Source organism: Mesorhizobium album, assembly GCF_033977205.1.
GTDB lineage: Bacteria > Pseudomonadota > Alphaproteobacteria > Rhizobiales > Rhizobiaceae > Mesorhizobium > Mesorhizobium album.
In genome coordinates this window covers 43,290-58,236 of the sequence record NZ_JAVIIW010000016.1, presented here as the reverse complement: position 1 = coordinate 58,236, position 14,947 = coordinate 43,290, and the positions used below count along the sequence as shown (strand labels likewise).

7 protein-coding genes and 2 pseudogenes are annotated in these 14,947 nt (G+C 62.3%); all 9 read right to left on the bottom strand.

Features of this window, described 5'->3' with window-relative positions; all coding sequences use genetic code 11:
• Positions 1-114: 114 nt before the first annotated feature.
• Positions 115-3,585: an ATP-binding protein gene (locus tag RFN28_RS15315; protein WP_320288159.1), complete on the bottom strand. Its 3,471-nt coding sequence runs from the start codon at positions 3,583-3,585 to the stop codon at positions 115-117.
• A complete protein-coding gene (locus tag RFN28_RS15310) occupies positions 3,582-4,841 on the bottom strand; it encodes a metallophosphoesterase family protein (RefSeq protein ID WP_320288158.1) in 1,260 nt (419 codons plus the stop codon). Before RFN28_RS15310 ends, RFN28_RS15315 begins: the two co-directional genes overlap by 4 nt.
• Before the next feature lie 172 nt (positions 4,842-5,013).
• Positions 5,014-5,892 (bottom strand): annotated as a pseudogene (locus RFN28_RS15305) (nucleotidyl transferase AbiEii/AbiGii toxin family protein).
• Between the two features lie 270 nt (positions 5,893-6,162).
• Positions 6,163-7,203 carry a fatty acid desaturase gene (locus RFN28_RS15300; protein ID WP_320288157.1) on the bottom strand — a complete coding sequence of 347 codons (1,041 nt, stop codon included), beginning with the start codon at positions 7,201-7,203 and terminating at the stop codon, positions 6,163-6,165.
• Between the two features lie 85 nt (positions 7,204-7,288).
• Positions 7,289-7,469: pseudogene (locus tag RFN28_RS15295) on the bottom strand (DUF6481 family protein); the annotation flags it as partial.
• 26 nt (positions 7,470-7,495) lie between these two features.
• Positions 7,496-9,118 carry a chaperonin GroEL gene (gene groL, locus RFN28_RS15290; RefSeq protein WP_320288156.1) on the bottom strand — a complete coding sequence of 541 codons (1,623 nt, stop codon included), beginning with the start codon at positions 9,116-9,118 and terminating at the stop codon, positions 7,496-7,498.
• 103 nt (positions 9,119-9,221) lie between these two features.
• Entirely contained in the window at positions 9,222-9,536 is a 315-nt protein-coding gene (locus RFN28_RS15285) for a co-chaperone GroES (RefSeq protein WP_320288155.1), read from the bottom strand.
• A 360-nt stretch (positions 9,537-9,896) separates the two neighbouring features.
• Positions 9,897-13,706, bottom strand: a complete 3,810-nt coding sequence (gene metH, locus RFN28_RS15280) for a methionine synthase (protein ID WP_320288154.1) — start codon at positions 13,704-13,706, stop codon at positions 9,897-9,899.
• A 337-nt stretch (positions 13,707-14,043) separates the two neighbouring features.
• Positions 14,044-14,940: an NAD(P)-dependent oxidoreductase gene (locus tag RFN28_RS15275; RefSeq protein ID WP_320288153.1), complete on the bottom strand. Its 897-nt coding sequence runs from the start codon at positions 14,938-14,940 to the stop codon at positions 14,044-14,046.
• Positions 14,941-14,947 lie beyond the last annotated feature (7 nt).

Genomic DNA, 14,947 nt, shown 5'->3' with positions numbered 1-14,947 from the left:
GTGTCCGCTTTAAGGCACAGTGGCACCGCTACCTTTAATGACCGAGATAGGGCGCGGAGCGGTCATTGGCGATGCCACTTATCTCGAGAACGCGCCAGCAACATGCCGTTTGAATTACCCGAGCTCGTGGATGGCGACGTTAGGGACAACCGACTTCGCAATCTCGCACAGGTGTTGATGATGCGTGAGGTAAATCACCTGACCTACACTGGCCATCTCGCCGAACAACCGAAAAACTTCTTCCGACCGGAGATGGTCGAAGGTCTCCATGATGTCGTCGGCGATGAACGGAACTGCCGGCCTGAGCTTGGCAAACTCATAATATCCGGCGAGGCGCAGAGCCAGGTAGAGCTGGAATCGCGCGCCTTTCGACAAAGCGTCTGCGACCTTCGATTGGCCATCCCGCTGCGTGGCAATGAGCACCTCGCCGCCCTTTACCGGCTGGGTCGTCAAGCCTGTGTACTGGCCGCGCGTTATCAGTGCGAAGGCGTCGGACGCCTCGCTCATCATTCCGGAGCGGTGACGTTCGCGATAGACTCGGAGCGCGCTCGACGCCGACATCACTCCCAGCTTCAATTCGATATAACGGACAGCCTTTTCCTCGATTTCGAGAAGGACGGTGCGACGATCAGCATCGATCCGGGCAACTGCGCTGTCTCCGCCGATCGCGTCGAGCTTGTCGGTCGCACGGGTGCGTCGGACAAGCTGCTGTTGCAGTGAGTCATCGAGGTCGGCGAGGCGCCGCTCGATTTCCGCCTTTTCAATTGCGAGCCGATCGAGATCGAGGCCTTCGACCAAGGACTGCGCCTGGGTGAAGTCGTCGAGGGCAAGCTCGCTCGTCAGTCGTTGCTCAAGCTCGGCCACGGCAACATGGAGGCCGTCTCGCTCGCGAAGCTGCTGATCGCGCTCTGCGACCTCCGGCAGAGTCTTCACCCCAAAGGCACCGAGCACCTCTTGCTTTGTGGTCTCGTTTGCCTCGACCTCAGCGTTCAGTGCCTCTCGAACCTCGTGCAACTTCTGAACGTCAAGGACGAGATTTGCCCGCGCCTCACGGGCACGCTCGGCTTGCTCCAGACGCCCTGTCATCCCGACGCTCAGCTGTTCTGGCGCATCGTCTCTTGCACGCTCGCCGACCTGTGCACCAAGGCGGGCCACCTCTTCAGCAAATGCAGTCCTGTCCGCCTCCATCTTGCGGATGCGGATACGCATGGCCTCACGATCCTGCAGCGCCTTTGATAGCTCTGACAGCTGATCGAGCACGCTGCCAAGCCCAGTCCCGGCGATGCCTTCTTCGAGCCAGGTGCCCTTCAGCGTTTCCTTGACCTCGGCCTGCCCTGCTCCCTCTCGCCGCTCGGCAATTTCAACAGCGAGCCGCCTGGCGGCCAGTTCCTCTTCCTTCGCGGCGACGCTCCTCAGTGCTTCGGCTCGTTCCGCGTCGACCTTCGCCTGCCTGTCCAGAAAGCGGTCGGCGGCGACCACGTTGGCCTCCAGGGCCTCGTCAGCATCCGGCTGAATTCCAACGCTTTGAAGAGCCGAGGCCAATCCGAGATGGATCCGCTCTCCTTCGGCTGTCGCGCGCTCAATCCTTGCGCGTGCAAGCAGAAGGTCGTCCCAGGCGCCGAGCGCGTCAGCGCGCGCAGATAGGCGCTCCTCGAGAAGTCCGATCAGCAAGTCGAGCGACTGCGCCTGGCAATTCTCAAGCAAGGCGCTGGCCATCCGCTTGATTCCAGCGGATGCCGTTTCAGCGCGGTCTTCCAGCTCGCGGAGCTGGGCACCGACGCGCTCTATCGCCGCTTCGGTCTCGGCCGCTCTTTGCTTGGTTGCGCGCAGATCCGCAAGCTCGCCCGCATGGTCCAATCGAGCTTGGCCGACATGATCGTCCTTGGCCAATGCCGCGGCGAATACGTCTGCGGTTTCGGCCTTGAGGTCCGCCCGGTGATTTCGCCAAGCCTCGTCCCTCTCGCGTCGTATGGCTGCGGCCGTTTCATCGTCGGCGATCTCGGCCGAGGCGCGCACAGCAGCCAGCCGCGACGAAGCAGATATGCGGCTCTGTTCATGCTCAGCCAGACGCTCCGACAAGACTGCTTTGTCCCTTTGAAGGTCCGCGGCCAGTGTTTTCCACTGAGCCATCTGCGTCGGTGGCGGAACCGACATTTTGGAAAGGGCCTCCGCATCTCCCGACCACGGCTGGAGGCGCCGCATCGCATCCGCCAGCCTTGTTTGCCGCTCCTCCCCCAACGCGCGCGCTTCTCTTATCTCGCGTGCGTGACTACTGGCCTTCGCCTCCGACACGGCTGCGATCAGCCTGGCTCTTGCGGGCTCGGGCACTGCCCGCCCCTCGCCAATGCGACCTCGTGCAGCGTTGAGCCCGTCGAGCGCAGCAGCGGCTTCGTCACGGGCCATCCGCAGGCTCGTCGTGATGCCGGAGCGTTGTTCGGCGATGGTTCGAAGCGTGCCAACCACAAAGGCCGGCAGGATGAGCCGGGACGGATCTTGTTCGGCCGACCTTCCAAGCGCAGCCAGACAATTCGCCACCGTCTGGTCGAGCACCTGGACTTCCATCTTGCGGGTCGGCAAATCCATACCCGCGGATAAGTAGCGCGCCTTGCGGTCGGCCAGTCCTCGCACCTGCTCCGAGATCGCCAGCACAGCCTCATCGACAGCGATTGCTGCGATCTTTGCCTGCGCCCGATCAATCTCATCGGCATTGGCCTGGACGCGGGCTCTTAAGCGTGCATCCTGATCGATCAATTCCGCGACGCTGCCACTCCAGGTCCTTGGAGGAGACGGGATGTCAGGCAGCTCAGCCAGCCTGCTTGCCTTGCGTTTTATCTCGGCCAGGACAGGCGCGGCGCGCACATGTCGCTCGATCGTGGCGAGCCGGGCCGACAACGCCGCGCGCGCAGTCAGGCTGCGGTCATACTTCTCCTGGGCCTCCGCCCGTTCCGCCTCGAGCGCCTCGAATGTCGAGGCCAGGGTGTCGATCGTCTCCTTGCGTGACTTGAGCTCCGCGAACCGCTTCTTGAGCAGCGCAATTTCGGTCGTCTGGGCCTGTTTTCGGTGAAGCCCGTCCGCCTCCGTCTCAAGCGCGGCGAGGACATCGCTGGCATGTCCGAGCCCAGCGCTGGCGGTGAAAAGGAGCTTGCCGAGATCGCCGCGCGATTCGAGGATCGCCTTGCCGCCCGCTTCCAGCGTCTCGTCATCGAGCGAGAACATGCTGCTGTAGGTATCCCGGGACAAGCCCGCGAGGTGCGCCGAAATGGCAATCTCGCTCAGTGGCCGGCCTTCGGCATCATGCAGTGAGTTGCTGCGGCTTTTGGTGCGGGAAACGGCAAGCGCCTGCCCCTCGAATTCGAGCAGTCCGTCGATGCGCATGGAGCTATAGTTGTGCAGGAAGTTGTAGCGGCTGCGCTCTTCGATGCCGAAGAGCAGATCAAGGTACGCGGAAAGCGCGGTCGACTTGCCGGCCTCGTTCAGGCCGAAGACTATGTGAAAATCTGGGCCTGAAGCCGGCTTCTCTCCAAAGTCGATCGCCTTCTCGGTGAACTTGCCGTAGCGGGTCAGGTCAAGGCGCCGCAATCTCATCGCGTCGCACCTGCCTTGAGCCGGGCCGTGACCAGGTCAACGCTTCCGGCAAGCACATCGTCGAGAAACTGTTCGAGCCCTGCTTCGTCCTTGCCGGCGAAGCCCCGCGCATCGGGCGGCAGGTCCGCGATCGTCTTCAATACGAATTCGCGCGCTTCGGATCGAAATGCATCAGAGCCCGCATTGGCGCGCATGGACTGTGCGAGTTCCAAAGTGGGATCGGCAACATTGCCCGAATCTCCGACATCGGGGGCCGAAAGATCGAGCTCCAGCTTTTCCACCCAGGTGTCGCCCACCTGCTCGGCTGCCTGTTCGGCTTCTGCGACAGCCAAGTCCCGGTCGCGGATCAGCGACCATGAAAGGGCAGACGTGCCGACCAAGCCGAGGCGGGTAACAAGGTAGCGCGATCTGGCAACCTCCCGGGATTGCTCCAGCCCTGCTCGGATACGAATGATGGCCTCGCTCCATTCCGACGCCTCGGTCAGATCGACGCTTACCCGCTCGAACTGCGCGACACTGGTGAGCCTCTCCTCGATCTCGACGGAGCGATCGTCGCGAATGGTGACCAGCGTGACCGATTTCTCGCCCGCCTCATTGATGTCCCTCCCCTGAGGAATCCCTGGCATGACGAGCGTGCTCGCGCCGGAATAGACCTGGCGAACGTGGATATGGCCAAGCGCCCAATAGTCGAAGCCGTGGCCGTGAAGATCGGCGACGCTGCAAGGTGCATAAACGTCATGGCCTGGGGAACCAGCCAGGCTCGTATGCATGATGCCGATGTTGGCGACCCCCTCCTCGGGGCCAGCATATTTGGGCAGCAGGCTTTCGGGCGCCTTGGGGCTGGCGAAGCTCAGCCCATGGAACGCAACGTCTATCCCGGAGCCAGGCTGCACCACGGATTGGCAGCGGCCGCCAAAGATCGTCACCGTGTCGGGCAACACGAGCTGCTTCGCAATCCGCGACATGGCGTCATGATTGCCGCGGATCATGTAGACCCTGACGCCAGCTTGATGAAGACGCGTCATCTGGGATGCCAGAAAGCGTGCCGTCTTCATCGAGGTCTGGTCGCCATCGTAAAGATCGCCGGCGATCACAAGCGCATCGACACCCTCCGCCAGGCAAAGATCCACAATCGCGGTGAATGCCTGACGGCTGGCATCTCCGACCAGCTCGGCAAGCTCGGGACTGCGCAACGCAAGCGAGCGCAGTGGCGAATCGAGATGAATGTCGGCAGTATGGATAAATCGAAATGCCATTTGGGGCGCTCCCCAAGCCAGGACTGAAGCTCAGGCCAATTCTGTCGAAGTCCAAGTCGCCCAAAGCTTGTGCCGGCGATCTGATCCAGGCCTCGGTAGCAAAATTCGATAGCGTTGGGCAACGGGAGGCGAGCCAGGTGCGGTGGCCCATGATTCTCGGCAAGTCGCGCGCCTACCTGTTGATGGCCTCCTGGAATTTCTGAATTCTGGAAAGAATGTCGTCGAATGACGGCGGGGTGTCATCGAACATCATCGGCGCCATTGCCCGATAATCCGCTCTGAGATCGTTGAACCGGGCCTCGCTTGGCATCAGCCGCAAAGTGCCTGGGCGCGCCGTATCATAGTTGGCCCAGCCCGAGCGAAAGAACGTCGCCTTGTGCTTTGCCACGATTGCCAGCATCTCGAGATCAGCGGCGGCGGCCTTCCCCTCATCGGAGTCCAGCATCATGGCGAGGTCTTAGTAGTGCCGCGAGAAATATTGCGGCGTCGCCGACTCTGGCGGACGATGGGTTTCGGCATGCAAGGCGGTGGCTTTTTCCCAAAAGGTGCGCCGTGCAGACAGGACCGTGACGGTCGTATCCGAGTCTTCGAAGAAATCGGGAAAATCCTCGGCCGCGTAGGGGCGAATGATCCTCTCCTCGGCGGGCCAAGGATCGCCGCGGGCGCCAAGCTCAAGCTTAACCCGTGGCGTGATGTAGGCCATGCCTTGATACTCAGCCGTCGGAAGCGCGACCGGGTAGTGGAAGTTCAGGGTCTGCGCGTCGGCTTCATCAATCACTAGCGACCACTCGGTGTGCTGCGGTTCGCCGAGCTCTTGGACGATCGCTGCACGAAGGGCGGGAAGCAGCCTGTCGGCGATATGATCAGCCCATCGTCTGCATGACCGACTCGGCCCCAGTGCGCATGCCTGTCGACCAGCGGGTGGTGATCGTCTCCAGTCGGGTGTTACCCCTTCTGGTGGTCTCCGAAGAGCGCGACCGCGATTGTCACTACCGTCGACCTGACAGCCTACCCGCAGAGTCCGTGAGTGCAGCAGCCCTGGGTCGGCCAATTTCCGACGCGACGACTCCCTCCTTCTCCGCCTCCCGCATAACGTGATCAGGGCCGTCGCCTTCGGCGAGGCCAAATCTTCCAAGGAACTCCAAGCTCAGGTAGTATTTGGAAGCGGGCGCCGACACTGGAATGCTCCCAATGTCAGAGCTGAAGATATACCGCCGCAGAGGTGGAGCGCCGAGTCGAGTAGCTCCTTGGCATGCGAACTGCCGTTAGGACTCAATTTATCTAACGGCAACCCCGAGAGTCGTATAGGAAGGAACGCCGTTCAGGAGCAAGCGCCCCCGCCAACAGCGTCATGGAATGAAACCAGCCTCTGGCGCCGGTCGTCCCAAAGCACGAGCCTGACGCATTTGAGGCTGTCCCAGAGGGTGATACGGCCAATGCAGGCGAGTTGCGGATGGTCGCGCAGCACTTCCGGCAAGCGGTAGTAGGGAATCCGGCTGGACAGATGATGGACGTGATGGATGCCGATATTGCCGGTGAGCCACCGCAGCACCGGCGGAAGATCGTAGTGCGAGGCGCCAAGCAGCGCCGCTTGGGGAAACCGCCAATCCTCGCCCCCCGACCAATGCGTCTCCTCGAATTGGTGCTGTACATAGAAGAGCCAAACGCCAGCCGCACCTGCCAGCAGTGCGACCGGCAGGTGGATTAGGAGAAAGGTAGCCAAACCGACGGTCCATACCATCAAGGCAGCCAGTGTAACGATCGCAATATTCGTCAGCATGGTCGAAATCCAAGGCAGAGCACCCGAGCCCATCATCCCGAACGGCAGGCGCTGCTTGAATAGAAATAGCCAAGCTGGCCCGATCCCGAACATCACAAGCGGGTGCCGGTACAGCCGGTAACCGACGCGCTTTATCGGCGAAAGGGCACGGTATTCGGCTATCGTCAGCGTGGTGATGTCACCAACCCCGCGTTCGTCGAGATTGCCTGCAGTCGCATGATGGGCGGCGTGTGCACGCCTCCAATAGTCATATGGGGTCAGAGTTAGGACCCCAAGCAGGCGGCCGGTCCAGTCATCGAGTCCGCGACAGGCGAAGAACGAGCCGTGGCCGCAATCGTGCTGGATCATGAACAGCCTGAGCAGGAAGCCGCTGGCAGGAAGGATCGCGATGAGACCGGGCCAGAAGCTGTTGGTCAGCGAAAGACAAGCAGCGGCCCAGAAGATGGCGAAAGGGACAAGAGTGATGAACAGTTCGAAGGCACTACGCCCTAGACGCGGCCGTCGGTATTTCGCCAGCTTCTTCAACCACGCTCCGGCATTGTCTTCAACGAGTGAAGCGGGTGGATAGACATGTGCGCTCATTATAACCAGTCCGTTTTTTTCGCCACCCTGCGATCATCTGCTGGGCAGTGGCTGCGCCCGTGGGATTGGGGCAGGTGTTGAAGTATTAGGCCTGACGGGCCTTGCGGGCCGTCTCTTCGGCCACGACGCGCGAGACCCGATTGCCGATTTCTGTCTGGCGGGCTTCGGCTTCCGCCCTTTTCCTCAGCCTTGGCAGCTGCAGCTTCCGCCAAAACCCGCTCATTGTCGGCGACCTTCAGTGCTTCGCGCTTGGCGCGACGGGCATCGCAGCGCGTTCCCGGCAGGGAGTCGGTCAATGGCCCATGCCACCGCCGGGGGATGGCGCGGCATCCTTGGCCGGAACATCGGTAATCATGGCCTCGGCCGTGATCAACAGGGCGGCGATCGAACCGGCGTCCTGGAGTGCGGTCCGCACCACCTTTGCCGGGTCGACGATGCCAGCCTTGATCATATCGACATAAATCTCGTTCTGGGCGTCGAAGCCCTGATTGGAATCCTTGCTCTCGGAGAGCTTGCCGACGACGATCGAACCTTCGATGCCTGCATTTTCTGCGATCTGGCGGACCGGCGCCTCAAGCGCCCTCAGCACGATCGAGATACCCGCCGTCACATCGGCATTGGCGCCATTCAAGCCGGCAAGCGACGACCTGGCGCGCAGCAGCGCCACGCCACCACCTGCAACGATGCCTTCTTCCACGGCGGCGCGCGTGGCATTCAGCGCATCGTCGATGCGGTCCTTCTTTTCCTTGACTTCGGACTCGGTGGCGCCGCCGACGCGAATGACCGCAACGCCGCCGGCGAGCTTCGCCAGTCGCTCCTGCAGCTTTTCCTTGTCGTAGTCGGAAGTGGTTTCCTCGATCTGACTTTTGATCTGCTGTATGCGCGCCTGAATGGTCGCCTTGGTGCCGGCGCCGTCTATGATCGTGGTTGTGTCCTTCTCGATCAGCACGCGCTTGGCGCGGCCGAGCATGTCAATGGCAATGTTCTCCAGTTTGATGCCGAGATCCTCGGAAATCATCTGGCCGGCAGTGAGCACGGCGATGTCTTCCAGCATCGCCTTGCGGCGATCGCCGAAGCCCGGCGCCTTGACGGCCGCGACCTTGAGGCCGCCGCGCAGCTTGTTGACGACAAGCGTCGCCAGCGCCTCGCCCTCGACATCCTCGGCGATGATCAGCAGCGGCTTGCCGCTCTGCACCACGGCTTCGAGGATCGGCAGCAATGCCTGCAGGTTGCCGAGCTTCTTTTCATGGATGAGGACGTAGGCGTCCTCCAGCTCGGCGCGCATCTTCTCGGCATTGGTGACGAAATAGGGCGAGAGATAGCCGCGGTCGAACTGCATGCCCTCGACGACGTCGAGATCGGTCTCGGCGGTCTTGGCTTCCTCGACGGTGATGACGCCGTCGTTGCCGACCTTGTCCATCGCCTTGGCGATCATGTCGCCGACGGTGGCATCGCCATTGGCGGCGATGGTGCCGACCTGCGCGATTTCGGCGGAGGATTTCACCTTCTTGGACCGCGCCTGGATTTCCTTGACCACGGCGCTAACGGCCTGATGTATGCCGCGCTTCAGGTCCATCGGGTTCATGCCGGCGGCGACGAGCTTGGCGCCTTCGCGCAGGATCGAGGCGGCCAGCACCGTGGCGGTGGTTGTGCCGTCACCGGCAAGGTCGTTGGTCTTCGAAGCCACTTCGCGCACCATCTGCGCGCCCATGTTCTCGAACTTGTCGGCAAGCTCGATTTCCTTGGCGACGGCAACGCCGTCCTTGGTGATGCGTGGCGCGCCATAGGCCTTGTCGATGACGACATTGCGGCCCTTGGGGCCAAGCGTCACCTTGACTGCGTTGTTGAGAAGCTCGACCCCGCGCAGCATGCGGTCGCGGGCATCGGTGGAGAATTTGATTTCCTTGGCGGGCATGATTTTTTCCAGTTCGGTTGGGAGGGGCTAGACGGCGGCGTCGCCCCGATACTCAGAATCGCGAGCGTCCTACGCGCGTCCGGGAATACGCGCGGCGCCCACGTCAGGCGGCCTTCTTGGCAGCCACGGTCTTTTTGATCATGTCCATGATGTCGGCTTCCTTCATGATCAGAAGGTCTTCGCCGTCGGTCTTGACCTCGGTGCCCGACCATTTGCCGAACAGGATGAGAGCCCCCGCCTTGACCTCGAGCGCGACCAGCGCGCCGTTTTCGTCGCGTGCGCCCGGGCCCACGGCGATGACTTCGCCTTCCTGCGGCTCTTCCTTGGCGTTGTCGGAAATGATGATGCCGCCCGTGGATTTGGCGTCACTTTCCGCGCGCCTGATAACGACGCGGTCGTGGAGTGGCCGGAATTTCATGGAAGCTTCTTTCTGGGGCCGGTATAGGCGGCCACGCCCAAATATAGGCCGATTGGCACTCGTTAGATAGAAGTGCCAAACTTAATTCTCGAGCGCCCAAAATAATGGAAATCAAGATAGGGGTAATCAAAAACACTTCCTGCATCTCGGCACCTTGCCAGAACCTGGCCCAGTGGTCATGTCGAGACGAAAAGCGCCGCTGCCGTTGCGGGGGGCAGCGCCGGCACCGACTTCCCAATTATCCCATCCGCGAGACGAACGGCCACCTTAAGCACCCTGATCAAATCATCGATTCGCCCAAACCGGTCCACAGGAATGCGAGATCGGTCAGGGGCAAGGACGACTGGCGGTAATAGGGACTTACTCCGCCGCTTCGGCGTAGCGCGCCGGCACATAGTTGAGGATCGGCCCAAGCCAGCGCTCGACCGCGGCCAGCGGCATGGCCTTGCGCCGCGCATAGTCCTCGACCTGATCGCGCTCGACCTTAGCGACGCCGAAATAATAGCTTTCGGGATGCGACAGGTAGATGCCGGAGACGGAGGAGCCGGGCCACATGGCGAAGCTTTCGGTCAGGCTCACGGCCGCATTGCGTTCGCCGTCGAGCAGACGAAACAGCGTCGCCTTTTCGGTGTGGTCGGGTTGCGCCGGATAGCCGGGCGCGGGGCGGATGCCGCGATAGGGCTCGCCGATCAGGTCGTCCGGGGCCAGGTTCTCATCGGGCGCGTAACCCCAGAACTCCTTGCGCACCTTCTCGTGCATGCGCTCTGCGAAGGCTTCGGCGAAACGGTCCGCCAGCGCCTTGACCATGATCGACGAATAGTCGTCGTTCGCCCGCTCGAAGCGCTCGGCGATCGCCACTTCCTCGATGCCCGCGGTGACTATGAAGCCGCCCACATAGTCGGCCTTGCCGCTGTCCGCAGGCGCGACGAAATCCGACAGCGCGACATTGGCCTTGCCGTCGCGCCTGGCCAGCTGCTGGCGCAGCGTGAAGAATGTCGCCAGTTCGTGCGAGCGGGCCTCATCCGTGAACAGTCTGATATCGTCGCCGGCGGTATTGGCCGGCCAGAAGCCGATCACGCCCTTGGGCGCAAACCATTTTTCCGCGATGATCTTCGCCAGCATCGCCTGGGCGTCCTCGAAGAGCTGGCGTGCCGCCGGCCCCTGGTCCTCGTCGTCGAGGATTTTGGGATAGCGGCCCTTCAACTCCCAGGTTTGGAAGAATGGCGTCCAGTCGATATAGCGGGCAAGCTCGGCCAGATCCCAGCCTTCGAAGACCCTCAGGCCAAGGAAGGACGGTTTTGGCGGCTCGTAGCCCGCCCAGTCGATCTTGTGGGCATTGGCCCGCGCCCTGGCGAGCGGCAGCCGCTGCTTGTCGGCTTCGCTGCGCGCATGCGCGTCGGCAACCTTCTTGTACTCCGCGCGAACGTTCTCGACATAGCCGGCCTTGGCCTCGTTCGAAAGCAGTGCCGATACCACGCCGACGGCGCGGCTGGCGTCGGCGACATACACCGTCTGGCCTTTCGCATAGCGCGGATGGATCTTGACCGCCGTATGCACGCGGCTGGTCGTCGCGCCGCCGATCAGCAGCGGAATGTCGAAGCCTTCACGTTCCATCTCGGCCGCCATATGCACCATCTCGTCGAGCGAGGGCGTGATCAGGCCGGACAGGCCGATGACGTCGACCTTTAGCTCACGCGCCGTCTGCAGGATCTTCGCCGCAGGCACCATGACGCCAAGATCGATGATCTCATAATTGTTGCAGGCAAGGACCACGCCGACGATGTTCTTGCCGATGTCGTGGACATCCCCCTTTACCGTCGCCATCAGGATCTTGCCGGCGGTCTGGCGCTCGCCATTGTCGATCCCGCTGGCGGCGTTCGCCAGCTTCTCCGCCTCCATGTGCGGCAGCAGGCCGGCCACCGCCTGCTTCATCACGCGCGCCGACTTCACCACTTGCGGCAGGAACATTTTTCCCGCGCCAAAGAGGTCGCCGACGACGTTCATGCCCGCCATCAGCGGGCCTTCGATGACATGCAGCGGCCGCTCGGCGGCGCGCCGCGCCTCGTCCGTGTCCGCGTCGATGAATTCGGTGATGCCATTGACCAGCGCGTGCGAAATGCGCTGCTCGACCGGCCAGTCGCGCCAGGCGAGAACGCGTTCCTGCGCCTCCTTGCCCGCCGTGGCCTTGAAGCGTTCGGCGAGTTCCAGCATGCGCTCGGTCGCCGTGCCGCCGCGCTTCGGCTGACGGTTGTTGACGACATCCTCGCAGGCTTCGCGCAGTTCCGGGTCGATGGTGTCGTAGACGGCAAGCTGCCCGGCATTGACGATGCCCATGTCCATGCCCGCCTGGATGGCGTGGTAGAGGAACACGGCATGCATGGCCTCGCGCACCGGTTCGTTGCCGCGGAACGAAAAGGAGAGGTTCGACACGCCGCCCGAAATATGGACATGAGGAAGCGTCGCGGTGATCTGCCTAGCGGCTTCGATGAAGTCGACACCGTAATTGTTGTGTTCGTCGATGCCGGTGGCGATGGCGAACACGTTCGGATCGAAGACGATATCCTCGGGCGGAAAGCCGGCCTGCTCGGTCAGAAGCTTGTAGGCACGGGTACAGATCTCGACCTTGCGCGCCCTGGTGTCGGCCTGGCCGTCCTCGTCGAAGGCCATGACGACCAGCGCAGCGCCATAGGCGCGCACCAGCCTGGCATGATGCAGGAACGCTTCCTCGCCTTCCTTCATGGAGATGGAGTTGACCAGCGGCTTGCCCTGGACGCACTTCAGGCCGGCCTCGATGATCTCCCACTTGGAACTGTCGATCATCACGGGAACGCGGGCAATGTCCGGCTCGGCCGCGATCAGGTTGAGATATTCAACCATCGCCTTCTTCGAATCGATCAGCCCTTCGTCCATGTTGATGTCGATGATCTGCGCGCCGTTGGCGACCTGGTCGCGCGCGACATCGAGCGCGGCGACATAGTCGCCCGCCGTGATCAGCTTCCTGAACCTGGCGGAGCCCGTGACATTGGTGCGCTCGCCGACATTGACGAACGGAATCTCGTCGGTCAGCGTGAAGGGCTCGAGGCCCGACAGGCGCATCTTCGGCTCGATCTTCGGGATGGCGCGCGGCGGATATTTCTTCACCGCCGCCGCGATGGCGCGGATATGGTCCGGCGTCGAGCCGCAGCAGCCGCCGACGACATTGACCAATCCGTCGCGCGCAAAACCCTCGATCTGCTCAGCCATGAAGTCCGGGCTCTCGTCATACCGGCCGAATTCATTGGGCAGGCCGGCATTCGGATAGGCGCAGACAAAGGTGCCTGCGACGCCCGAAAGCTCATCCAGATGCGCGCGCATGGCGTTGGCGCCGAGCGCGCAATTGAGGCCGATCGTGAACGGGCTGGCGTGACGGACCGAATGCCAGAAAGCCGTCGGCGTCTGGCCGGAGAGCGTGCGGCCGGACAGGTCGGTGATCGTGCCGGAGATCATGACCGGCAGATGCACGCCCTTTTCGACAAAGATCTCGTTGCAGGCGAAGATCGCCGCCTTGGCGTTCAGCGTGTCGAAGATCGTCTCGATCAGGATGATGTCGGCGCCGCCGTCGATCAGCCCACGCAGCTGCTCGCCATAGGCACAGCGCAATTTGTCGAACGTCACGGCGCGGTAACCGGGATTGTTGACATCCGGCGACATCGAGGCAGTGCGGTTGGTCGGCCCGAGAGCGCCGGCGACAAACCGCCGCTTGCCGTCTTCCTGTCGTGCCCGGACCAAAGCACGGCGCACAAGCCGAGCGCCGTCGCGATTGAGGTCGTAGACGGCATTTTCCATGCCGTAATCGGCCTGCGCTATGGAGGTTGATGAGAAGGTGTTGGTCTCGATGATGTCCGCGCCGGCAATAGCGTACTGATAATGAATGTCCTCGATCGCCTTGGGCTGGCTCAGGATCAAAAGATCGTTATTGCCCTTCTGGTGACAGGCGCAACCGACGAACCTGTCGCCGCGGAAATGGTCCTCGTCGAAACCGAGGCCCTGGATCTGGGTGCCCATGGCACCGTCGAGGATGAGGATGCGTTCGCGCGCAGTAGCTTGAAGCGTAGCCAGGACTTCCGACCCGTCTCGCTTCTCGCCGGCCGGACCAAACAGATCGTCCAGTGAGGACGGACTTTGCGACATTCTTTGTCCTTGCAACGACTGTTCAGCCAGTAGTCACATAAAGACATCTTTATGTCAACATGCCTTGTGTCTCGAGGCAGGGCACAAATCGTTGAAGCGGCATCTCAGGAGTGCACTACGGGCTCACTCCGGACGAATACCGCTAGAAGTGGTGTGATCCCGCACGCGAAATTACTGGCAAACGGGAACTACATACCAACAACGGAGGGCGTCCGGATTCGTATCTTTTCCCTCCCTCGAGCCGCTTGGCTGTGCGGTCATTCGCCTTGACTGACATGGTTGCATAGGCGTTGCCCATCCAAGGTCATCAAGACCCGTGCCATCCGTCAGGTTCTCGTCAGCGTTTGCCGGCACGGCGTTTAACGCTCATGCGCCGCAGCTCGAGGATTGCGGCGCTATGGTCGAGATCGCCTCCACCATTGTCGACGAGGCCGCGAAAAATCCGGTCGACCTCTGTCGCAACCGGTAGCGTCAGTCCGAGCGACTCGGCAAGCGCAAGCGCCGTGCCGGTATCCTTGACCTGATATTTCGCGGGGCCGCCGGGCACGAAATCGGCCTCGATCATGCGCAGACCGTGCTGGCGAAACACTGTCGAGTCGGCAAAACCGCCGAGGAGCGCTTCGCGCACCTGTGCCGGGTCGGCGCCACCTCTTTCGGCCAGCAGCAGCGCTTCCGCGACGGCGCAGATGTTGCTGGCGACGATCAACTGGTTGGCGAGTTTTGCAAGGCTGCCTGCACCGGCCGGGCCGACATGCGTGACACGGCCGAACAGCCCAAGGATGGGCGCCAACGCCTCTATGGTGGCAGCTTCGCCGCCCGCCATAACGGCAAGCGTCCCTTCATCCGCGCCTTTCTCCCCGCCGGAAACGGGAGCGTCGACGTAACGGATGCCTTTTGACGCCGCCAGCTCTGCTTGCCGGCGCGCGGTCTCGACCGGGATCGAGCTCATCACCACAAGCGTCGACCCCGGCGACATCGCGCCGGCCACAGCATTCGCGCCGAACAGCACGTCATCGCAGACCTGTCCCGAGCTCAGCATTGCGATCACGACATCCGCATGCCGCGCTGCCTCTGCTGCCTCGGCTGCGACAGCGACGCCGAAGCGCTCGAGCGCTTCGGCTTTTCCTGGACTGCGGTTCCACGCGCTCACGGCAAAGCCGGCCTGCGCCAGCCGGCGGGCCATGTGGCCGCCCATGATGCCCGTTCCGATGAAGCCGACCCTGGTGACGCTCATTGCGGCG